Genomic DNA, 20,789 nt, shown 5'->3' with positions numbered 1-20,789 from the left:
CTAAACGGTCCTGAACGTGGCCATCATCCCCATGTCCTCGTGCTCGGCGTTGTGGCAATGGAACATGTACCGCCCGCGATATCCGTCGAACCGCGCGATCACCTCGACCGCTTCGCCGGGCTGAAGGTCCACAGTGTCCTTCCGGCCCGCGTCGTGCGGGGCGGGATCTTTGCCGTCCCGGGAAAGTACCTGGAAGTGCACCAGGTGCAGGTGGATCGGATGGTGCAGATCCGCGACGAACCGCCAGATCTCGACGTCGCCGAGTTTCGGCTGAGCCGCGATCTTCGTCGGGATGAAGGCCTCGCCGCCGATGGTCCAGCCGTGCCTGCCGTCGAACTGTCCACTTCGGAACGCGAACTCGCGCGTCACCGTCGCTTGTGCACGGTCGAGTCGCTCCACTTCGGACAGTTTCGCCGGAATATGGCTCTCGTCTTTCGCCCGGTGCGTGATACGGAAACGCATTACCTGCGCGCTGGTCCCGGTTCCGAGACGGTTGACCAGCGTGACCTCGGTGCCGACCGGATAAGCGCCGAAGTCGACCACCAGGTCGTACCGTTCGGCGGGCGCGATCGGCAGATGCGCGTGGCCGCGCGGTGCGTCGAGCAAACCCTGATCCGAGCCGATCTGCGTGAACGCGGGTCCGCTCGGCGGCGGTGGGCTGAGGGCGAGATCGTACCGGCGAGCGTTGGAACCGTTGAGGAATCGCAGGCGATACCGGGTCGCCGACACCTCCGCGACCGGCCACGGCGCGCCGTTCACCAGCAGCACGTCGCCGAGAACGCCTGCCGCGTAAGCGTCTTCGACTCCCGGTACGGTTCGCAGCGAAGGATCCAGCGACGGGTATCGCATCGATCCGTCTTCGGCGAACGCGCGGTCGGTGATCATCAGCGGAATCTCTCGCTCGCCGCGCGGCAGTGGCAGTGCGTCTTCCTCGGCGTCGCGCACGATGTGCAGCCCGGCGAGTCCGCGGTATACGGCCGGGCCGGTGAAATCCATCCGGTGGTCGTGATACCAGAGCATCGCGGCCTTCTGCCGCAACGGATACGTGTACTCGCGGCTGCCAGCGGTCACGACGGCGTCCGGGTCGGCCATCCCCGAATGCCCGTGCCCGGCGCTGGACAGGTACCGGCCGTCGGCGGGCAGGACGAGGTCGGTGGCGTAGCCGTCGGACTCCGGCGGCGTGCGTCCGCCGTGCAGGTGCACGACGGTCGGGACCGGAAGTTCGTTGCGGTGCCGGACGATCGTGGTCCGGCCACTGCGGGACTCGATCGTCGGGCCGGGGAAGGTGCCTTGGTAGCCCCAGATCGGCGTGCGCAGTCCGGGCAGGATCTCCGCGGTGCTGGCCCGCTGCACGATCTCGTACCGGTCGACGCCACCGTCGCGGGAAACCGGGCGCAGCACCGGCGGCAGCGGCAACGGAACCTGAAACGGTCGCGGCAGCGGAACTTCGCTGGTCAGCAGCTCACCGGTAGCGGCGGCCGGGCGCAACAACCGCGGGGTCACGAACCCGGCCGTGAGCACGACTCCGGCACCGCCCGCCAGTCCGAGAAACCGGCGGCGTGACATCCCGCTCATCGCCGAGCCCCGGTCCGCCAGATGCCGAACAGTGTCCCGAGCGCGATCGCGACCAGCGCGACGCCGAGCGGGATGTGCAGGTCAAGAGCACCGGCCTGGCCGGCGAAGTACTGCGCGGTCTCGCCGCCGGCCAGCAGCAGGCTCGCCCAGAACAGCCACTGGACGCCGCCGCGCCACCAGTACAGCGCGGCAGGCACGAGCTGCACCAGCGCGAGTGTCGACACGATGTTCGCGCCGAGTTCGTGCAGCGCCAGCATGTCGTAGTCGCCGATCAGATACCGTCCGGCGAACACCGGCTGACCCAGGATCGCGACGGCGTGCACCGTCACGACGACCCGCAGCACCACCAGCAACGTCCGCCCGCGTGTCAGGGCCGCTTCGGCCACTGTTCCCCCTAGTGCGCGTAAGAATTCCCCCGTTCAGACGCTAAGCTGAAGTTCTCATGCCGTCCAAGACCAAGTTCGCCATGTATTCATGACCTCGGAGCTATGAGATGGATCTGCTGCACCTGCGCTACTTCCAGGCGGTCGCCTACCGCGGCCACCTCAGCCAGGCAGCGGCCGAGCTGCACATCGCCCAGCCGTCATTGAGCCGGGCGATCGCGCGGCTGGAGGCGGATCTCGGCGTGCCGCTGTTCGAACGGGCCGGGCGGGGCCTGCGGCTCAATCACTTCGGCACCACGTTCCTGCGCCGCGTCGACCGGGCCCTGCGCGAACTCGACGACGCCCGTCAGGAACTCGTCGACCTGGCTGGTCTGGACCACGGCCGGGTCGCCGTCGCGTCGGAAACCCTGCTCACGCTCACCGGCCTGATGAGCGCCTTCCGCGCGGAGCACCCCGGCATCGAACTGCGGCTGTACCAATCGTCGGCGGAAACCATGGCGCAGCAGCTGTGCGCGGGCGAGGTCGACCTGTGCTTCGCCTCGCAGCCGCTGCGGCAGCCCGGCCTCCAAGCGCGGGAACTGCTGCGTGAGGAGGTGATTCTCGCCGTGCCCAGCACGCACCGGCTCGCGCGGCGCAAACGCGTGCGGATGGCGGACCTCGCGAACGAGCCCATGGTGACCACCCGGCCCGGCTATTGGCCGCGCACCCTCGCCGACCGACTCTTCGCCGAGGCCGGGCTGGAACCGAACTACTCCTGCGAGAGCGACGAACCCGGCGCGACCGGCCAGCTGATCGCGAGCGGGTTGGGGATCGGGCTGGTGCCGGAGGTCGCCCGGCGGGCCGCCAAGGACGAGACAGCCGTCGGGCTGGAGCTGGATGCTCCGGATTGCTATCGGACGTTGACGGTGGTGCGGCGTGCGGACGCCTATCTTTCCGCTGCGGCACAACGGTTGACGGAGTTCTCGATGGCTTATTTCGCTGGAGACCGCAGGCGTGGAGCGGGTTCCTCTTGACGCACGAGCGGCTGTGGCGCATGCGGGGGACGCGGCATGCGGATAACCGACCTCGCTCGGCACCGCCATCGCGAGGACCCGCGGACGCTCTTCTTCGGCCGGTTGGCCGACGAGCAGCTGCGCCTTCTGGCGGGTTCTCCAGGACAGCTGAACCCCCGCAAGTGGGGGGATTTGTCCGATTCTCGACCATGGACGGTTGTTGCCCGGTCACGAACTGCTCATGCTGAACAGCTATTCGGCACGAGCAGGGGAAGCCAGATGCAGCAGCAGAGCTTGGCGGTCCGGTGGTCGGCGCGAACAGTCCGGTCCGGCCCGTTTCACCGTGCGTTGTCCGAGGCTGTCGATCGGCGCGGACTGTCCCTTTCGCGGCTCCGCGCGCATCTCGCCGCGCACGGGGTTTCGGTCGCCGAGTCCACGCTGAGTTACTGGCAGCGTGGTCTGCGGAGTCCGTCCGCGCCCCGGTCGCTCGATGTCGTGCGCGCTCTGGAGTCGGTGCTGAACCTTCCGCCGGACAGCCTGGTCGTGCTGATCGGGCCGCACCGGAGCGCGGACGCCGACCGCAGGCCGTCCCTGCCGGAACTCCAGCAGAGCTGGGCGGAGACGTTCGCACTGCGCGACGAGCTGAGCGGGACGCCCGGCGTCGAGGAGAACGCGGACCTGGACGTCGCGACGGTGGTCGACGTGCTGACGCTCGGCGCGCAAGGCCGGACCGAGGAGATCTCGTCGACCATGGTGGTGCGCGCGCGAAGATCCGGCCCGGACAGCTTCCTGGTGACGCACCAGGACGAGGACGGCAGCGACGTCACGGCGACCGAGATCATCGCGGTCGACGGCTGCCGCGTCGGGCGGGTGCGCCGCAGCGTGCGGTCGGCGGGGATGGTGTTCGAGGTACTCTTCGACCGGGGCCTCGCCGAGGGGGAGACGCACACGTTCGGGTTCACGCTGCGTCCCGCCGCCTCGGTCCGGCCGGGGAGTTTCCATCGGGTCGTGCGCTCCCGAATGTCGGCCTACCTGCTGCGGCTGCGCTTCGACCCGGCCGCGCTGCCCGCGCGCTGCCTGCGGACCGTCCGGCCGAGGGAAGACCTGGAACTGCTGGTCCGCGAGCCGCTGTTCTGCGGGCCGGGGAACACGGTCAGCGCCTACTTCGAGGAACTCGGCGTAGGCATCGCCGGGGTCGATCTCATTTGGGACTGATCCGCCGCTTCGTCCAGCGCCACGCCACGAACGCGCCGCCGATCGCCACCGCGGAGCCGACCACGATCAGCGCGACGACCAGCGAACCGGCCGGTCCGGTGTCGCGCTGGAGGGTCTGGGCGAACCCGATCCCGCCGCCGCGCTGGTAATCCGAGCCGGGCAGCTTGTCCGCGTACCGGGAATGCACCTGCTGCTGGTACTCGGCGATCGGCGTGAACTGGCCGACCGGCGACTGCGGAAGGCTGGCCTGCAACAGCACGACGCCGTCGCGGCCGAGGTCGTACCAGCCGTTGATCTGCGGTTCGTTCAGCAGCACCGAACCCGGGCGCAGCCGGGCGCTGAGCGTCTCCTCGTCGTTGCCGGACAACACGTTCCCGACCGACCAGCCTCCCGGCGCGGCCTGGTCGGGCGCGGCGCGGAGGGTGGCTTTCGCCCCGGTGGCCGCGGTGGCGGTCACCGCGATCGCCCGCAGCACCCCGGCCGGGGCCCCCGGTTTCGCCGTGACGAAGTCGGCATTGAGCGTGTAGACCGGGAAACCCTTGTGCTCAAGGGTGATCCGGCCCGGATCGGTGTGGCCGACCTGCCGGAAGTTCGACGTGGCGAAACTGATCGCACGCGTCGTTTCCGCGGCTTTGACCGCGGCCGCGACGTCCTGCTCCGACGGCGGCGCGACCCACGAGGCCCCGGCGGCCTCGACGGGACCGGCGGACAGGAGCGCCGCGACCGCGATCGCCGCGCCGGCGGCGAACTTCCGGCAGATCTCACTCATGGCGCCCGGTCAGCCCTTCTTGATGTTGACGACGGTGTCGTTCCACCTGAACTGGCCGTTGCTGCGGTACTGGTTGTAGTCCCAGGTCTGGTACCGCTGGTAGCTCGGCCACGGGTCGCCGACCATCAGCGACTGGTTCGAGCTGTCGTATCCGTAGATCACCTCGGCGTGCCCGCCGCCGGAGGTCCAGTAGATGCCGGTCAGGTTCAGGATCCCGGAGTTGACCTGGTTCTGGATCGAGGAGTAGCTGATCGGTCCGCCCGCGTCCTGCGCGGAGAACCCGGTGCCCTGGAAGCCCCGCACGATCTCGTAGATCTGCGCGGCCTGGTTCGGGCAGTACCCGGCCTGGGTGCCCTTGCCCGCCGCGCAGAACTGGGCCTGCGAGGCGCTGCCTCCTTGCGACTGCTCGATGCTGGAGCCGTCCGCGGCCCAGCACCACTGGTCGTTCTGCTGCACCTGCTGGCTGTACTGGAGCTGCTTCGACGCGGGCAGCGCCGCCGCGTGCACGCTTCCGCCGAGCGGCTGGACCTCGCGCACCTGAGTGTGCGTCGCGGTCTTGATGAGGCCGTTCGGCTGGCTCGCGTCACCGTTCGACTGGGCCAGCGCGGTACCCGGCAGCAGCGCCACGGCAAGCGCGGCTGCCCCGGTCGCCACCGTAATCCGGACTGTCCGCCGAGTGGGTCGGTAATCCATCGAATCTCCTTGTGCCAGACGGGGAAGGGAGCTTGGCGGGGTTGCCCCGGCCGAGCATCACTGTGTGCTGGCCCACTCCCGCAGGGCAACGGCTCCGGCACGCGGTGTGAGTGTTCACAGCCGGTTCTGCGGGAAAATGACGGGCACCGCCGCGGTTTCGAGCACCGCGATGACCGGTAATTCGCAATATTCACCACGCGTTCACATGCGATGAACCGCGCTTGCCGGGGTTCGGTCCACAAGGGACCGGGCGTTACGGCAGGCTTTGCCGCAGTGCGGCGCGGAGCAGTTCCGGCGGCGTCGATTCCGGGTGCAGCACCGCCTGCATGGTCAGTCCGTCCAGCAGCGCGGAGAGCCGGACCGACTCGACGGTCAGGTCCAGTTCTTCGGGGAGCCTGCCGAGCGCGACGGCCTCGCGCAGGATCCGCGTGATCAGGTCGCGCAGGTGCTGGTGCTGGGCGTCGGCGCTCGCGCGGAACGCCGGGCGGGTGCGGGCGGCGACGGCGAATGCCAGCCAGGCCATCGCCTCGTCCCGGCGCTCGTCGTCGAGCGGGAGGAACTCGGCGAGCAGGTCTTCGACCAGCGTCCGGCGGTCGGTTCCGGCGGCGAGCAGCCGGTCCGCGCGAACCGCGACGCGCTCGCCGATCCGGTGGCCGAGCTGGTCCATGGTGAAGATCATCATCGCTTCGTGGTCGGCGAAGTAGTGGCGGATCGATCCGATCGCGAGGCCTGCTTCCTTGGCCACATTGCCGAGGGTGGCGCCTTCGACGCCGGAGTGGCGGACGACTCGGACCACGGCCTTGCTGACGGCCTTCCGCCGGTCTTCGGGCACCACGATCTTCGGCATGGTTGCGTTTATAGCACGGTGATGCCACGATGGCAGTTAGCATGATGGTGCTAAATAGGGGGTCGTGAGGCTCCGGCGCAGGGGGAAGGGGGTCCGCGATGAGCGGGTGGGTGCTCGTGAGCTTGGTCGCCGGCGTCGTGGTGATGCTGGTGTTCCGGATGCTCGGGGAGCCGCTGAACTGGCGCGACACCGTGGTGCCGCCGGTGGTGCTGATCGCCATCGGTATCGCGGGTGTCGTTGGTTTCAAGGGGCTGACCAGCACCGACGTGTGGTGGATCGTCGGCAGCTGCGTGGTCGGTCTCGCCTTCGGCGCGGCGCGCGGCGCGACGATCCGGCTGTATGCGAAGAAGGGCGAACTGTGGCAGCGCTACCGGAAATCGAGCCTCGCGCTGTTCGTGCTCGGCGTCGCCGCGTCGCTCGGATTCACTGTGCTGGCAATGAAATTCGGCTTGCACGAACAGGCGAGGCCCGATCAGCTGGCGATCGGTGTCAGCTTCGCCGGGGAAGCGCTGGTGCTCATTCCGCGTGGGCTGCTTTCGGAGGTGCCGTTCGCGAAGGACAAGCAACGGCGGTGGTCGCGGTCCCGGTGAATCCGCTCAGGACAATTCGGCCCGGCGTCGCTTCAGCTCGTCGATGACCTGGTCGAACACGGCGCGGTGGGCTTCGAGCCGGGCGAGTGTCAGGTTGATCGATTCCTGTACCTGCGCGACGTCCCCGGCGGCGATCTCGACGTGGTCGGCTCGTTCGGTGGTGGTCGTCCCGACCGCGAGCGGACGGTCGAGGCGGGGGAGGAGCCGCCCTTGCGGTTCCCGGTCGAGCCAGGAGGCCATGTCGCGCATCTCGTCCTCCAGCCGCACCGTCCACGACAGCCGTCGCCGTTCCGTCCATCCCGGATCGCGGCGTTCCCAGCCCGCGGCGACCATGTCCTCGATGGCCCCGGCAGCGGTGCGGCACGCGACTTCCAAACGGGGCAACGGATCCAGGCCGACTGCCGAGATCTCCTCCAGGATCGGTTCGCCCGCGGTCCACGTCCCGTCGACGGTGTGGGTCTCGGCGACATCGTGCGCGGTGGCGAGCAAGGCGCTGATCGCCTCGCGCACCTTCGCGACATCGGCCGGATCCAGGTCTTCGTCGGTCAGCCGGTGCGGCGGCTCGGTGCGCGGCGGGCGTTCCTTGGCTGGCCAGGAACGGTTCCCGCCGCGCCGGCGGTAGTGCTGCTGCATTGCCTGTTTGGACCGGTTGCCGTACTCCGCCCCCAGCTGTTCCCAGGTCCAGCCGCGGTCGAGCACCGATTCGATCAGTGTGACCTCGGCCCGGTCCAGGTCGTGCCGGACGCCCGGGACCAGGTGCAACGCCCCCGCCGCGTCGTCGGCGCTGAGGTCCTCGCCGGGTGGGCGGCCGGATCTCGCCGCGCGGACCAGCTCGATGAAGAAGGGGTTCTCGCGTTGCCGGAAGTACCGGGTGGCCATGGCCTGTACGGAGTCCGTCATAGTCGTCAACGTATAGGTTGACGACTGCTCACGTCAACTGGTCCGTTGACGCCATGGGCTGCGCCAGGTCACGCGCAGCTCGTGGACGCCGTAGATCACCAGCGACGGAACCGGAGATGATCGAGCTGCCGCTGCGCGATTTCGGCGATGTGCTCCTCCTGCGCCTCGGGCATGCTCGGCGTCTCCCGCCGCCGGGCGACGGCGACGGCGGGTCCCCTCTCGGCGGTGGTGCGACCAGCGTCACCGCTGCGGCTGACATCCCGCTGGCACGGCGCTGGTTCGACTACCATCCGCGGACATGCCGGACACGCAGTACGAAGACCTGCTTCAGCACGTGCTCGACACCGGAGCCGCGAAGGGGGACCGCACCGGTACGGGCACGCGGTCGATTTTCGGGCACCAGCTGCGCTACCGGCTGGCCGACGGATTCCCGCTGATCACCACGAAAAAGGTGCACTTCCGGTCCATCGCGTACGAACTGCTGTGGTTCCTGCGCGGCGACTCGAACGTCACCTGGCTGCGTGAGCACGGCGTCACGATCTGGGACGAATGGGCCGCTCCGGACGGCGACCTCGGTCCGGTGTACGGCGTGCAGTGGCGGTCCTGGCCGACGCCCGACGGCGGGCACGTCGACCAGATCAGCGACGTGCTGCGGACGCTGCGCGAGAACCCGGACTCCCGGCGGATCATCGTGTCGGCGTGGAACGTCGGCGACATCCCGCAGATGGCGCTGCCGCCCTGCCACGCGTTCTTCCAGTTCTACGTCGCCAACGGCGAACTGTCCTGCCAGCTCTACCAGCGCAGCGCGGACCTGTTCCTCGGCGTGCCGTTCAACATCGCGAGCTACGCCCTGCTGACGCACATGATCGCCGGCCAGGTCGGCCTGCGCGTCGGCGATTTCATCTGGACCGGCGGCGACTGCCACATCTACGACAACCACGTCGACCAGGTGCGCAAGCAGCTCTCCCGGGACGCGCGGCCGTTCCCGGCGCTGAGCCTGAAGCCGGCGGAGAGCCTGTTCGAGTACCGCTACGAGGACATCTCGCTGGAGGGCTACGACCCGCACCCCGGCATCAAGGCTCCGGTGGCCGTCTGATGATCGGACTCATCTGGGCGCAGGCGGCGAACCGCGTCATCGGGCGTGACAACGCGTTGCCGTGGCACATCCCGGAGGACATGAAGCACTTCCGCACGGTGACCGCGGGCGCGACGGTGCTCATGGGACGCCGCACGTGGGAGTCGCTGCCCGAGCGCTTCCGGCCGTTGCCGGGGCGGCGGAACCTGGTGGTGTCCCGTACGCCGCAGGAGGGCGCGGAGACGTTCCCCGGCCTGGAGCAAGCGTTTGCCGCCGCCGACGGCGACGTGTGGGTGATGGGCGGCGCGCGGATCTACCAGGAGTCGCTGCCCTTCGCTGATCGGATCGAGGTGACCGAACTTCGGGAGTCCTTCGAGGGCGACGTCTACGCGCCGGAGATCGGCCGGGAGCCGGACACTGTCGGGGAGTGGCGGGAGTCGAAGAACGGGCTGCACTACCGGCATTTGAGCTGGGGCTTTTAGCTGACCGCGGGTCCGACGGTGAGCGTGTCTCCGTCGAGCTTCGCGACCGGTCCGAGCGGGACTGACAGCGGGTCGCTGCCGTGGCCGACGTCGATGCCGCCGAGCACCGGGACGTCCAGCGCGCCGAGCCGGTCGCGCAGCACGTCCAGCACGGTCCAGCCGCGGTCGGTGTAGTCCTCGAACCCGGGGAACCGGCCGAGCGCGACCCCGCGCAGGCCGCGCAGCGAACCGGACCGCATGAGGTGCGTCAGCTGCCGGTCGACCTGGCCAAGCCCGATCGCGCGCGGGGCTTCGAGGAACAGGATCGCGCCGTCGAGGCTGGGCAGTCCGGCTCCGATGAACCCGACGACGGAGCCGAGATGCCCGCCGACCAGGTTCCCGGTGGCGGTGCCGGGAAACGACACCGCGGCGGTGAGTGCGGTGGGGTCCCGGTGCAGCGTCGTGGGTTCGGTTTCGAACAGCAGCCGCCGGGTCGATCCGGCGGAGCGCGCGCCGGCGAGGAAGCCGTGGATCCCGGCGATCCGGCAGTGCCGCCACAGTGCCAGGTGCAGGTTGGTGATGTCGCTGAACCCCATGAGCGGCTTGGGATCCGCGCGCACGGCGGCGAACTCGATCCCGTCGGCGATCCGGTACGCCCCGGCCCCGCCGCGGGTCGCGATGACCGCGCGCACTCCCGGATCTCGGTAGGCGTCGTTGAGGTCGGCGAGCCGGTCCTCGTCGCGCCCGGCGAGGTACCCGTGCCGGTCGAGGGCGTGTTTGCCGACTTCGACGATCAGCCCCCAGCTCTCCAGCGTCCGCACGGAGTCCGCGAGCAGTTCTTCGGTGGGCCAGCTGGCCGGGGAGACGAGCCGGACCCGGTCTCCGGGTTGGATTCGGGACGGCAGCAGGACGTCGGTCACCTGATCACTTTCGCAGGCGTCGCGCGCGGTAGCGGACACTGCCTGGCCGCTTCCGCTGGGACCGTGGCGTGATCAGGAAAGGAACCGGCACATGCAGATGCGGCTTCTGGGGCGGACCGGAATCAAGGTCAGTGCCTACTGTCTCGGCACGATGAAATTCGGGCAGATCGGCAATCCCGATCACGGCGAGTGCGTCCGGATGGTGCACCGGGCACTCGACGCGGGGATCAATTTCGTCGACACCGCTGACGTCTACGGGCCTGGCGGGGAGTCCGAGGAGATCCTTGGCGCGGCTTTGCGGGGCCGCCGCGACGACGTGGTGGTAGCCACGAAGGTCAACGGCTCGATGGGGCCTGGCCGCGGTGGAAGCTCCCGGCGCTGGATCGTCGCGGAGGTCGAACAGTCGTTGCGGCGGTTGCGAACCGACCACATCGATCTCTACCAGCTCCACCACCCCGACCCGGACACCGAGCTGGAGGAAACCCTCTCCGCGCTGACCGACCTGGTGCGCGGCGGCAAGGTGCGCGCGGTCGGGTCCTCGAACTTCCCGGCGTCCGAGATCGTGGCGGCCCAGTGGGTGTCGCAGCGGGCGGGACTGGCCCGGCTGCGGACCGAGCAGCCGACGTACTCGCTGCTCAACCGGGGGATCGAGAGTGAAATCCTGCCGGTGTGCCACCGGTACGGGATGGGTGTCTTGGTCTGGAGCCCACTCGCGATGGGTCTGCTGACCGGCCGCTACCGACCCGGCGGCGAGCGACCGCGGGAAGCGCAGCTGCGGTTCGTCCCGCGGCACATGAGCGACGAACGCAAACACGCCGCGGTCGAACAGTTCGCGCGAGTCGCCGAGGAAGCCGGGCTTTCGCTGACCCATCTGGCACTGGCGTTCGCGGTCAACCATCCGGCCGTGACGTCCGCGATCCTCGGCCCGCGGACGTTGTCGCAGCTGGACGACTTGCTGGCGGGGACCGAGACCCGGCTGGACGACGATGTCTTGGACCGGATTGACGAGATCGTCGCGCCGGGCGCCGATGTGGGGCCGATCGACGTGTCGTACGTCCCGCCTTCGCTTACCGACCCGAAGCTGCGTCGGCGGACCCACGGCTGACCCGGCCGCGGACGATCGGCGGCACGTAACCCGTAGCGATCGTCTCCCCGTCGAACCAGGCGGTCAGCTTCGCCGCCTCCGCTTCCAGCGCCGCCGCGGCAGCGAGAGACAGCGGTTCGATCGGCACGACCTCCACCGTCCCGTCCGGCTGCTGCGTCCAGGTCCCGACGATCCGCCCGTTCCACCACGCGGTCGGACCGGCGTTGCCCGCGCCGTCGAAGAGGTACGGGCCGTGGTCGCCGAGGTAGAAGCCGCGGCGGCGCCAGCCCATCGTCGTCGGGTCGAGGGTCGGGAGAAGCGCCGCCCAGTCCCGGTCGAGGCGGACTTCTTCCGCGTCATCGGGGTGCAGCCACGCCGGAGTGTCGTCCTCCAGCAGGGCGGGTGTCGCGCTGAGGTCCGCCAGTGCCCGGCGGACCGCGGTTTTCGTCGCGCCGAGCCACCACACCAGGTCGTCCTCGGTCCCCGGCCCGAACGACCACAGCCAGCGCCGCACCAGCTCCCGGTAACCCTCCCGTTCGTCCAGGACGCCGGGATCCTCGCCGAGCCACTGCTCAACCGCTGTCCACACTGGCCGCGACGCTTGCCAGCGCCCGGCGTTGTCCCCGCGAACCACCGAACCGCCGGACGCGAGCACGGAAAGCACCCGGGAGCCGACCGGGGCGAGCACCGCGGGCCGTCCCTCGGCGGCGATCCGCGTGTTCAGCTCGGGAATGCGAGCGCGCAGTTGCGCGGTGGTGCCGGGTTCTTCGCGGATCGCCCTCAGCGCCTCGGCGCACCGGTCGGCGACCCACCCCGGACCGTCGTCGATTCCGGCGAGTTCGGCGTCTTTGGCCAGCCGCGCGGTCATCTGCTTCGCGACCCGGGCTGAGGCGCTTCCCCTTGCGGCGGCGAGCAAATCGACTGGGAAGGCGAAGACGGTCCGGCGCATCGCCAGCTGCCGCACCACAGTCCGCCGTCCGAACAAAGCGTCCGAAATGGACTCTCGGGAGGCCCGAGACCGGGCGTATGCGGACAGATAGACGCTGCTGGCCTCAGTCGCGTGCAAGCAGGTGACCGCGCGGACGGCGGCCTCCACTCCGGACGCGGCGGTCGCCAACGCGTGCCGCAGCCCGATCCGGTCGCGCCGTTCGGCGTCGGTTACCTTTCGCATGGTTTCGATCATGCCGGAAGTAGCGGTCACTGCCTGACCGCTACTGCTGCGAGTCTCGATTCCAGCGCGGGAACGAGTCCGGCGCGGGAATCGAGGAGTCGAAATCATGGCAGTGCACGCCGTCGCCCACCTGAACTTCCGGGGCGAGGCCAGGGAGGCGCTCGAGTTCTACCGGTCGGTGTTCGGCGGGGAGCTCCGGATCGCCACGTACGGCGACTTCGGCATGCCCAAGGACGCGCCCGGCGCGGACCACGTGGTGTTCGGCCAGGTGGTGAACGAGAGCGGGTTCCAGGTAATGGCTTACGACACCCCTGGCGTCTCCGCCGCCGCGCCGGTCGGCGAGACCACCCGGGAGAACGGGATGACCATCACCACGGAGAAGTTCTTCCTGTCGGCCGGCGGCGATTCCGTCGAGGAAGTCGGCGAGTTCTGGAAGAAGCTGTCCGAGGACGCGACTGTCATCGAGCCGTTCGGCCCGTCGCAGTGGGCTCCGGCGTTCGGCATGCTCCGGGACCGGTTCGGGGTCACCTGGATTCTGCAGGTCGCCGCCTAGCCGCGGCGGGCTGACTGGATGGCCCATTCCCGCAGGGTTCCCCTCACGAACCGCAAGAGCATCGGAGGTGTGCGGTCGCGGGGTTGGCCCGCCGGTCTGCGGCCGGAGTCCTGCGCCGGCCGCAGACCGGCTTTCACACCGGGCGCGGCGAGAGACCCTGCTCGAACGCGAGCACCCCACTCGGGTCGTACTTCGCCGCTGCCGCCCGGAGCGTCGGAAGGTTCACCCCGTAGTACGCGGTGGCCCAGTCCTTCTGGTCGTCGTTGAGGTAGTTGACGTACGCGCCGCCGGTGGCGAATTCCGCCAGCCGCGCCTGAACGTCGTTCACCTCGTGCTTCGCGGTTTCCCGATCGACGTCCGGGTCGGCGCTGAGATACACCTGCACGTCGCCGAAAACCCCGCGGTGCGCGAACGCGGTCTCGGTGGGGCAGACGTCGGAGACCGCCGCGTCGAGCGGGTTGATTTCCAGCGCGATCTTGGTCTCGCCGGTGACGAGCGCGCTCAACCGCGCGGGATCGGCCTTCTTCGCCAGCACCCGGGAGGCGGCCGCGAATCGGCGGCGGCCCAGGCTTCCGGACCAGAAATCCATCGCGCCGAGGTAGTCCATCTCCTGGAAACCGCTGACGGTGCCCTTGACCCCGGCCCGGCGCTCCAGATCGGCGATGAGTTCGCGGGCCTGCTGTTCGCCGCCGAGGAGACAGCCGGGGACGCCCGCCGCCGGGTTCGGGCCGCCGAGCACCGAGATGTTCGACCAGAATTCCCTTGGCGCGGCGGTGACCCAGTCCTGCCAGGCCCCGTAGACGTCGGTGCCCGAGCCCTCGGGGAAGTTCACCACGAACACCGTGACCCGCGGCGGCGCGGGCACCGTGCGGAAGGTGAATTCCGTGGTGATCCCGAAGTTCCCGCCGCCTCCGCCGGTGAGCGCCCAGCCGAGGTCCGAACCCGGGTCGACCGAACGCACGCGAAAGTCGCGCGGCGTCACGACTTTCGCGCCGTCCAGGTGATCGCAGGTCAGTCCGTACTTTCGCATCAGGACGCCGATTCCGCCGCCGAGCGTGAGCCCGGCGATGCCGACCGAACCGCACGTGCCGCCCGGCAACGCGCGGCCCTCGGCGGCGAGTGCGTGATAGACGTCGATCAACCGGGCCCCCGCACCGACGACGGCGGTGCCGTTCCGGCGGACCTCCACGCGGTTCATCAGCTTCAGGTCCGCGACCAATCCGTCGCCCGGAGTGGAATAGGCGACGTAACTGTGCCCGCCGCTGCGTGCCGCGAACTTGATTGTGTTTACCGCGGCGAACTCCAGGCACTTCCGGACGTCGTCGGCGTCGGTGCACCGGGCGATCGCCGGCGGGCAGCGATCGTCGTAGAGGAGGTTGAACGGCGGGCGGATTTCCTCGTAGCCGGCCTGGTTTCGCTGCAGCAGCGCGCCGTGCAGCCGTTTGCGCAACGCGGCCCAGTCCGGCTCCCTCCCGGCGGCCTCCGCGACGGTTCCGGTCCCGACCGCGGCCGCACCCGCCGCGACCGCGGACAACTGCAAAAGACGACGACGGCTCAACGTCATGGACGCCCCCTCCACGGCTCGGCGGCCCGCGCGCACGAGAAGAAACCCGCCGGCCCGCCCCGAGATTCCCCTTGTCCGACGCCGCCAGCATAGACTAATCTTTCCGAAATAGAAGACGCATCTACGGTATTTCGAAAATGCGTGATTCGGGGGCGCTGGGGTCGAGGTCGACCGGCCTTGATCCACCATCGGATCAGGAGGTGCGGGCGACATGGGCGCAGACCGCTCCGGCTCGGCAGACTCGGCTCCGGCGCGCTCGGCGCGCCGGTCCGCGGTGCTGGCTTCCAGTATCGGCACGCTGCTGGAGTACTACGACTATTACCTGTTCGGCCTAGCCGCCGCCGTCGTGTTCCCGGCCGTGTTCTTCCCGTCCGAGGACCCGCTCACCGGGCAGCTGTCGTCGTTCGCCACCTTCGCCGTCGGGTTCGTGCTGCGTCCGGTCGGCGGCATCGTGATCGGGCACATCGCGGACCGGTTCGGCCGGAAGAAGGCACTGATCCTCACCATCGTGGCGATGGGGATCGCCACGATTCTCATCGGGGTGCTTCCCGGATACCGCCAGATCGGCGTCGCGGCTCCGATTCTGCTGGTGATCCTGCGGCTGCTGCAGGGTTTTTCGACCGGCGGCGAAATGGGCGGCGCGGTCTCGCTGGCCGTCGAGCACGCCCCGCCGCGCAGCCGCGGTCTCTACGGAGCCCTGCTCCTTTCCGGAGCGGGTGTCGCGCTCCTCGTTTCCTCCGGGCTGATGGCGTTGTTCTCGATGCTTCCGGACCGGGATTTCCTCGCCTGGGGCTGGCGGATCCCGTTCCTGCTCAGCTTCGTGCTGCTGGTCGCGGGGTTGATCATCCGGATGCGCGTAGGCGAAACGCCGGACTTCGAACGCGCGCGCAAGAAGAGCGCCGGCGCGCGCATTCCGCTGGTCGCCGTGCTGCGTCGGCCGCGCAATGTGATCTACGGCGTTCTGTTCGGTTTCGCCAACAGCATCGGCGGATACGTCATCACCACCTACGGCGCGTCGTACGTCAAGAAAGATCTCGGCATGCCCGCCTCCGTGGCACTCACCGCGACCATGGTCGCCGCAGGCGCGCAGATCGTTCTCGCGCCGACGTGGGGTGCGCTGTCCGACCGGATCGGCCGGAAACCGGTGTTCCTCGGCGGCTGCGTCGGGCTCGCCGTGGTGATCTTCCCGGTTTTCTGGTTGTTCGAGACGAAGAATCCGGTGCTCGTGGCGGTCGCGATGGTGCTGGGCTTCTCCGTGTTCGTGATGGCGATGTCCGCGCTGTCCCAGACGATTCTGTCCGAACTGTTCGACACTCGCTCGCGGGTCACCGGAGTCAACCTGGGATATCAGCTCACCGCGGTGCTCGGCGGCGGATTCGCGCCGTACCTCAGCGCGTTGCTGGTCGGCGCGACCGGCGCGGTGTGGGGCGTCGGCATCTACGTCATCGCCGGCTGCGTGCTCAGCGCGATCGCGATGCTGCTGTTGCCCGAACGCGCCGGGCGGCCGTTGCCGGAACCGGCCGCCGAACCGAAAGCTGCGACAGTATGACCTTGCTGGGCTACGTCAGCGACGAACGCTATCTCGCCCTGCCCGATGTCACCGTCGAGATCAGCGCGCGCGATGCGCACTGGACCGCCCGCTCGACCGCGACCGGCGCGATCCACGCCGACGTCCCGCCCGGCGACTACCGCGTCACTCTCGCCAAGGACGGGTACGGCGCCAAACACGTCGACCTCGCGCTCGGGGCTGAACCGTATCAGTTCCGGCTGCTGTCCGATCGGATTTTCGGGTACCTCTGGCCGAAATGGGCCCGCAGCGGCGACGGGGGCGAGTTCCGGATCCACAGTCCCGAGCCCTACCGCCTGAGCCTGTGGCGACACGGCGCGGCGGCCGAGGAGACAGCGCTGATCGGCTGGTTCGACGAGCACGCGCCGCGCGCCACTGTGCAGGTGACTCCCGATGGCGACTACACGCGAACCGGCGTGCGATTCAACGAAAAGGGCTACGCCGACCCGTCGCACCGCCAGTACGTCACGGCTCCGGACCGCAGCGGCCTGTACTACTTCCACGTCGAAGGCGAATCCGGGGCTCGCTTCTCGTTTCCGTGGGTGGTCGCGCCGCGCCAGCCGACCGCGCCGATCGCCGTCGTCGCGTCCACGAACACCTGGAACGCCTACAACAATTTCGGCGGCCGCAGCAATTACGTCAACGCCTCCGGCCTGCCCGCCGCACCGGTTTTGGTTCCCCGCCTGGAAATGCCCCGCTACCGGGAATCGAGCTTCAGCGAACACGCCCTGCCCGACGACGCGTATCCGCCGCTCTCCTTCGAACGCCCGGAACCGCTGAACCAGCTCAGCGCCGACGCCCGGCCGGAGGACCCGATCCGCGGCAGGCAACCGTGTCACCTGGCCGCCGCGGAATGGCGGCTGCTCAGCTGGCTGGAACGCAACGGCTACGAGTACGACCTCTATTCCGACGCACACCTGCACGACGGCACCTTGCCGTTGGACAGCTACCGCGCGCTGGTCTTGAGCACGCATCCGGAGTATTGGTCCCGTGAGATGTACTCCGCAGTCTATTCCTGGGTGCACGACCGCGGCGGAAAGCTGGCCAACTTCGGCGGCAATGTCGCCGACTGCGAAGTGGTGTTCTCCTCGGACGCGCTGCGCTTCCGCACCCAGGCGGTCGAGTCCGGTGCCTACGAGAGCCGGATGCACCGCACGTTCCGGCCGACGTCGGAGCTGTTCGGCGTGGTGTTCACCAGCGCGGGCGCGATGACCGGGGCACCGTACGAGGTCGTCGATCCCGGCCATTGGGCGTTCCGCGGCACCGGATTGGACAAGGGAGACCTGTTCGGCGTCCGGAGCCTGCACGAGCGGTGTCCAGGCGGCGCTTCCGGGCACGAAACCGACAAGACCGGTCCGCGTAGTCCACAAGGGACTCACGTGCTCGCCCGCGGCCTGAACCCCGGCGACGGCGGCGGCGAAATCGCTTGCTACGCCACGACCAGCGGCGGCGAGGTGTTCTCCGTCGGCTCGATCGCTTGGACCTCAGCTGTGCTGGTAGACGACGGCGTCTCCGCGGTCACGGCGAATGTCCTCGACCGGTTCACCGGACGCTCCTGAACCCGGCGGCGATCTCGTCGGCCACCTCGACACCGAGGCCGGGCGCGTCGCCGAGCCGGACTGTCCGGCCGTCACTGTTCAACGGCGTCTTGAGGATGTCGCGCTCGTAGTAGTGCGCGCCAATGATGTCGGACGGAATCCTGCCCGACAGCCCAGGTGCGGCACACGCCGCGTGCAACTGAGCCGCCGCACCGATGCCGAGCTCCCCATTGGAGCCGAGCACGACGTCGAGCCCGAACGCGCTCGCGAGCTGCGCCATCGCCACTACTCGGCCCGGCCCGGCTGCTTTGCCGACATACAGGCTGACCGCGTCCGCCGCTTCGGCCCGGATCACCGACACGAGGTCGTCAGTGCCGAAGACGCTTTCATCCGCCACAATGGACAACCCGCGCCCGCGCAGCTCGCGCATCCCGGCCAGATCCCCGGGTGCCACCGGCTGTTCGAGAAATGCCGGATTCTGGTCGCGCATCAACTCAATCGCCCGGGCGGCAGCTGCGGGCCGGTAGCCGCCGTTCGCGTCCAGGCCGAGGAACGTATCCTCTCCGACGAGCTTCCGTGCCTCCGCGAGCCGGCGCGCGTCGTCTTCGGGGTCGAAGCCAATCTTGAGCTTATAACTGCGAAACCCGGCCTCGAAGGCTGACTGGCAGACGTGGCGGAGCCGTTGCCCGCTGCCGCTGAGCGAGCACTTCACCGGCACTTCGGTCCTTAATGGACCCCCGAGCGCCACCGCGAGCGGGACCCCGAGTGTGCGCGCGTACGCGTCCCACAACGCCGTGGAGATCCCCGCTTTGGTGAACGGCGCACCGGCCGTAGCCTCGTCCATGCGCCGCTCTAGATCGGCGACCGGAACGAGCGGCCGACCGAGGATCGCCGGGGCAAGCGCCTTCTTGATGAGATACTCCGCCGTGCCAGCGTCTTCGCCGCTCCACTGAAGCGTCGCACTGACCTCGCCGAGCCCGGTCGTACCGTCCGAAGTGCTCACCCGGACCAGCAGGAAGTCGGAATGGTCATGCGTCCCGCGAGCCCCGGCCACGATCAGTTCCGGCCGGACGACCGGACTGATCGCGGTGACTTCGAGGTCTTCGACCGTACTCACAGGAACTCGCGGAACTCGGCGAGAAACCGGTCGATCATCCGGATGTCCTCGGCGTCGAGCCGATGCGCGGGCGCGCGGCAGTACGAACTGCCAAAGAGGCCGCGGCGGACCGAAATCAGCTTCTCCGCGGCGATGATCCGCTCGGTGTCCAGCATCCAGTAGGAAATGTAGGGCAGCAGCCGTCGATGCAACTCGTCGCCGCCCGCGTCGTCGCCGTCCTCGAACCGCCGCCAGATCTCCACGTAGATTTCAGTGAACGAGCATCCCGGCTGGGTCCCGACGGCCCCGCGCCGGATGGCGTCCGGCAACTGCACGCCCGCATACCCTTCGACCGCTGGAATCGGCGGATCCCCTGCGGCCAGCTCGGCGATCAACGGCCCCGGCGGGCTGGATTCGACCTTGACCAGTTGCAGATTGGCATGCTTGGCCGCGATCTCGCGCAGCACGTCGGCATCGAGGCTGGTACCGGTCTCCGCGGGCGCGTACTGCACCACGACCGGTGTCGGCGCGACCGCGTCAAGCACTTCCCGGATATGCTTGACCAGCGCCTTCCGGGACGGCTGCAGATAATGCGGCGGCAGAAGATTGATCAAGTCCGCCCCGGCCGCCACCGCCTCCGTCGCCCGCTGCACCGCCAGCCGCGTCGCGTGGTCCTGAATCGCGATAATGGCCTGGACATCCGCCCGCGGGTTCGTCTCCGCTAACAGTACTTCCGTCAGCGTCTGCCGCTCGTCCTCTGTCAACTTGTAGAACTCCGAGGCGAACCCAGGAAACATCACGCTGCCGACCCCGGTTCCGAGGACATGCCGGACGACCCGCCGAAAGCCGGAAACATCGATCTCGCCGTCATCGGTGAAAGGCACTTCGAGAACGGGAGACACTCCGCGAATAGGCGTCATCGAATCCCCTTCTGGAGGCCGAGTGCGGCAACCGCGTCCGCGTGAATGATTCCCTCGATGAGTTCGGGCGAGATCTTCGGCAGCGCGGTGCCCGCGACGATGTCGTTGACCCGCCGGATCCCCGCGATCGCCTCCGCGGTGGTGGCGATCGGAAAGTCCGAACCAAGCAGCAGCTTGTGCGCCGTGCCCCACTCCTGCGCCGCGAGCAGTGATTCGTAACAGACCCAAGGCCGGAGATAGATCGAGGAGACGTCGGCGTAGACGTGCGGATGCTTGCGGATGGTCACCACGGTCTCGCGTCCCCACGGATGGCCCATGTGCGCCATGACGATCCGGAGTTCCGGGAACTGCAGCGCGACCTCGTCCGTGACCAGCGGATACGTGTACCGCAACGGTGCTTGGCGGATCGGCGAGGCACCCTGGTGGAACAAGATCGGCAACCCGTGCCGCTCGCAGTAGCTGTAGAAGTCCAGCGCCGGCTGGGACAGCGGGTCGAAGTTCTGGTAGTTCGGCCCGAGCTTCACTCCGACCAGCCCGAGCTCCCGGCACCGATCGGCCTCTTCGAGCACGTCGGGCGCAGTCGGATTCACCGACATAAATCCCATCCGCCGCGCCGGATCAGCCGTCACGAACGCCGCGGTAGCAGTATTGGTGTCCTCCGCCCGATACGGCAACCCGGTGGCTTCCTCCGGCTTCTCGACCGCGATGTTGAACACAATGGACAGATCAGCGGCCTCGGTGGCTTTGTCGTAGTCCGTCCAGGAATTCGTGGTGACCACAGCCCGGTCAGTCCGCCACCCCTGGTAACCGCGCCGCTCATCCTCCGGCACCGCGGCCTGGTGGGTCGGAGTATGCGTGTGCACGTCCACGATCATG

General features: G+C 68.8%; 21 protein-coding genes. 9 read left to right on the top strand and 12 right to left on the bottom strand.

Annotation, left to right across the window (positions count from 1 at the left end):
- Positions 1–1,575: a multicopper oxidase family protein gene (locus BM362_RS12190; protein ID WP_093573169.1), complete on the bottom strand. Its 1,575-nt coding sequence runs from the start codon at positions 1,573–1,575 to the stop codon at positions 1–3.
- Positions 1,572–1,961, bottom strand: coding sequence for a hypothetical protein (locus BM362_RS12185; RefSeq protein WP_093573168.1), 390 nt, complete (start codon positions 1,959–1,961; stop codon positions 1,572–1,574). The genes BM362_RS12190 and BM362_RS12185 overlap by 4 nt, the downstream gene beginning before the upstream one ends.
- Positions 1,962–2,068: 107 nt before the next feature.
- Between BM362_RS12185 and BM362_RS12180 the strand changes: the two genes are divergently transcribed.
- Positions 2,069–2,971, top strand: coding sequence for a LysR family transcriptional regulator (locus BM362_RS12180; protein WP_093573167.1), 903 nt, complete (start codon positions 2,069–2,071; stop codon positions 2,969–2,971).
- Between the two features lie 258 nt (positions 2,972–3,229).
- Positions 3,230–4,165, top strand: coding sequence for a helix-turn-helix domain-containing protein (locus BM362_RS12175; protein WP_067576304.1), 936 nt, complete (start codon positions 3,230–3,232; stop codon positions 4,163–4,165).
- Here BM362_RS12175 and BM362_RS12170 read toward each other — a convergent pair.
- From BM362_RS12170 to BM362_RS12160, 3 genes are all read right to left on the bottom strand, one after another.
- Positions 4,152–4,934 (bottom strand): hypothetical protein, encoded by a 783-nt coding sequence (locus BM362_RS12170; protein WP_067576305.1) that lies wholly within the window; start codon positions 4,932–4,934, stop codon positions 4,152–4,154. The two genes, BM362_RS12175 and BM362_RS12170, sit on opposite strands and share 14 nt — an antisense overlap.
- A 9-nt stretch (positions 4,935–4,943) precedes the next feature.
- Complete coding sequence (locus tag BM362_RS12165; RefSeq protein WP_067576306.1) at positions 4,944–5,627, bottom strand: papain-like cysteine protease family protein; 684 nt, start codon at positions 5,625–5,627, stop codon at positions 4,944–4,946.
- 253 nt (positions 5,628–5,880) lie between these two features.
- Positions 5,881–6,474 (bottom strand): TetR/AcrR family transcriptional regulator, encoded by a 594-nt coding sequence (locus BM362_RS12160; protein ID WP_093573166.1) that lies wholly within the window; start codon positions 6,472–6,474, stop codon positions 5,881–5,883.
- Between the two features lie 98 nt (positions 6,475–6,572).
- Between BM362_RS12160 and BM362_RS12155 the strand changes: the two genes are divergently transcribed.
- Complete coding sequence (locus BM362_RS12155; protein WP_067576308.1) at positions 6,573–7,064, top strand: DUF1453 family protein; 492 nt, start codon at positions 6,573–6,575, stop codon at positions 7,062–7,064.
- A gap of 6 nt (positions 7,065–7,070) precedes the next feature.
- Here the strand turns inward: BM362_RS12155 and BM362_RS12150 are convergent, their stop codons facing one another.
- Positions 7,071–7,964, bottom strand: a complete 894-nt coding sequence (locus BM362_RS12150; RefSeq protein WP_143132414.1) for a hypothetical protein — start codon at positions 7,962–7,964, stop codon at positions 7,071–7,073.
- Positions 7,965–8,262: 298 nt separating this feature from the next.
- Between BM362_RS12150 and BM362_RS12140 the strand changes: the two genes are divergently transcribed.
- Together BM362_RS12140 and BM362_RS12135 are read left to right on the top strand one after the other, a co-directional pair.
- A complete protein-coding gene (locus tag BM362_RS12140) occupies positions 8,263–9,060 on the top strand; it encodes a thymidylate synthase (protein WP_093573163.1) in 798 nt (265 codons plus the stop codon).
- On the top strand, positions 9,060–9,521 hold the full coding sequence (locus tag BM362_RS12135; RefSeq protein ID WP_093573162.1) for a dihydrofolate reductase: 462 nt from the start codon (positions 9,060–9,062) through the stop codon (positions 9,519–9,521). Before BM362_RS12140 ends, BM362_RS12135 begins: the two co-directional genes overlap by 1 nt.
- Here BM362_RS12135 and BM362_RS12130 read toward each other — a convergent pair.
- Positions 9,518–10,420, bottom strand: a complete 903-nt coding sequence (locus tag BM362_RS12130; RefSeq protein WP_093573428.1) for a S66 peptidase family protein — start codon at positions 10,418–10,420, stop codon at positions 9,518–9,520. The two genes, BM362_RS12135 and BM362_RS12130, sit on opposite strands and share 4 nt — an antisense overlap.
- A 91-nt stretch (positions 10,421–10,511) precedes the next feature.
- On the opposite strand from BM362_RS12130, the gene BM362_RS12125 reads away from it, so the two are divergent.
- Entirely contained in the window at positions 10,512–11,525 is a 1,014-nt protein-coding gene (locus BM362_RS12125) for an aldo/keto reductase (RefSeq protein WP_067576313.1), read from the top strand.
- Here BM362_RS12125 and BM362_RS12120 read toward each other — a convergent pair.
- Complete coding sequence (locus tag BM362_RS12120; RefSeq protein WP_093573427.1) at positions 11,488–12,675, bottom strand: winged helix DNA-binding domain-containing protein; 1,188 nt, start codon at positions 12,673–12,675, stop codon at positions 11,488–11,490. The genes BM362_RS12125 and BM362_RS12120 overlap by 38 nt on opposite strands.
- Before the next feature lie 106 nt (positions 12,676–12,781).
- Here BM362_RS12120 and BM362_RS12115 point away from each other — a divergent pair, with 106 nt between their 5' ends.
- On the top strand, positions 12,782–13,228 hold the full coding sequence (locus BM362_RS12115; protein WP_093573161.1) for a VOC family protein: 447 nt from the start codon (positions 12,782–12,784) through the stop codon (positions 13,226–13,228).
- A gap of 133 nt (positions 13,229–13,361) precedes the next feature.
- Here BM362_RS12115 and BM362_RS12110 read toward each other — a convergent pair whose 3' ends face one another.
- On the bottom strand, positions 13,362–14,792 hold the full coding sequence (locus tag BM362_RS12110) for an FAD-binding oxidoreductase (RefSeq protein ID WP_161269401.1): 1,431 nt from the start codon (positions 14,790–14,792) through the stop codon (positions 13,362–13,364).
- 211 nt (positions 14,793–15,003) lie between these two features.
- Here BM362_RS12110 and BM362_RS12105 point away from each other — a divergent pair, with 211 nt between their 5' ends.
- Positions 15,004–16,341, top strand: a complete 1,338-nt coding sequence (locus BM362_RS12105; RefSeq protein WP_093573159.1) for an MFS transporter — start codon at positions 15,004–15,006, stop codon at positions 16,339–16,341.
- Positions 16,338–17,918, top strand: a complete 1,581-nt coding sequence (locus BM362_RS12100) for a carboxypeptidase-like regulatory domain-containing protein (protein ID WP_093573158.1) — start codon at positions 16,338–16,340, stop codon at positions 17,916–17,918. Before BM362_RS12105 ends, BM362_RS12100 begins: the two co-directional genes overlap by 4 nt.
- Here BM362_RS12100 and BM362_RS12095 read toward each other — a convergent pair.
- The 3 genes from BM362_RS12095 to BM362_RS12085 are packed head-to-tail and all read right to left on the bottom strand — an operon-like array spanning position 17,902 to position 20,788.
- Positions 17,902–19,014, bottom strand: a complete 1,113-nt coding sequence (locus BM362_RS12095; protein WP_067576317.1) for a mandelate racemase/muconate lactonizing enzyme family protein — start codon at positions 19,012–19,014, stop codon at positions 17,902–17,904. The two genes, BM362_RS12100 and BM362_RS12095, sit on opposite strands and share 17 nt — an antisense overlap.
- Positions 19,011–19,913 carry a dihydrodipicolinate synthase family protein gene (locus tag BM362_RS12090; RefSeq protein ID WP_093573157.1) on the bottom strand — a complete coding sequence of 301 codons (903 nt, stop codon included), beginning with the start codon at positions 19,911–19,913 and terminating at the stop codon, positions 19,011–19,013. The genes BM362_RS12095 and BM362_RS12090 overlap by 4 nt, the downstream gene beginning before the upstream one ends.
- On the bottom strand, positions 19,910–20,788 hold the full coding sequence (locus tag BM362_RS12085; RefSeq protein WP_067576319.1) for an amidohydrolase family protein: 879 nt from the start codon (positions 20,786–20,788) through the stop codon (positions 19,910–19,912). The genes BM362_RS12090 and BM362_RS12085 overlap by 4 nt, the downstream gene beginning before the upstream one ends.
- Position 20,789 lies beyond the last annotated feature (1 nt).

The sequence above is a fragment of the Amycolatopsis rubida genome (assembly GCF_900115345.1).
In the GTDB taxonomy this organism is placed as follows: Bacteria; Actinomycetota; Actinomycetes; order Mycobacteriales; family Pseudonocardiaceae; genus Amycolatopsis; species Amycolatopsis rubida.
The sequence above is the reverse complement of the archived record's forward strand: the minus strand, read 5'-3'. Positions and strand labels throughout refer to the sequence as shown.